Genomic DNA, 314 nt, shown 5'->3' with positions numbered 1-314 from the left:
GCCACGCCCACCACTACCTACGCATCTACGACGGCGCAAAAGAACTCGCGCTGTTTCACACGAAGCGATTGGCTTCGCCGGGGCAGCGGATCGTGTTGTATGCCAAAGAGCGCGGGTGCTCGCATCCCAACTGCCCGATATCGGGCTATCACTGCGAGGTCCATCATGACGAGGACTACGCCACAACCCGCCGCACCGATATCACTGATCTGACCCTGCGCTGCGGACCCCACCACCAACTCATCACCTCAGGAGGCTGGCAGACCCGCAAGCACCACGACGGCACCACCCAAACCCTGCCCCCACCCCACCTC

1 protein-coding gene is annotated in these 314 nt (G+C 62.7%); it reads left to right on the top strand.

The genetic code is table 11. From position 1 onward, the window contains the following. Positions 1 to 314: HNH endonuclease signature motif containing protein (locus BST15_RS21025; RefSeq protein WP_133053212.1), on the top strand; the 314-nt coding region annotated here is incomplete at both ends.

It is taken from the genome of Mycolicibacter arupensis, assembly GCF_002086515.1.
GTDB lineage: Bacteria > Actinomycetota > Actinomycetes > Mycobacteriales > Mycobacteriaceae > Mycobacterium > Mycobacterium arupense.
Note: the sequence above shows the minus strand (reverse complement) of the source record. Positions and strands in the feature narration are given on the sequence as shown.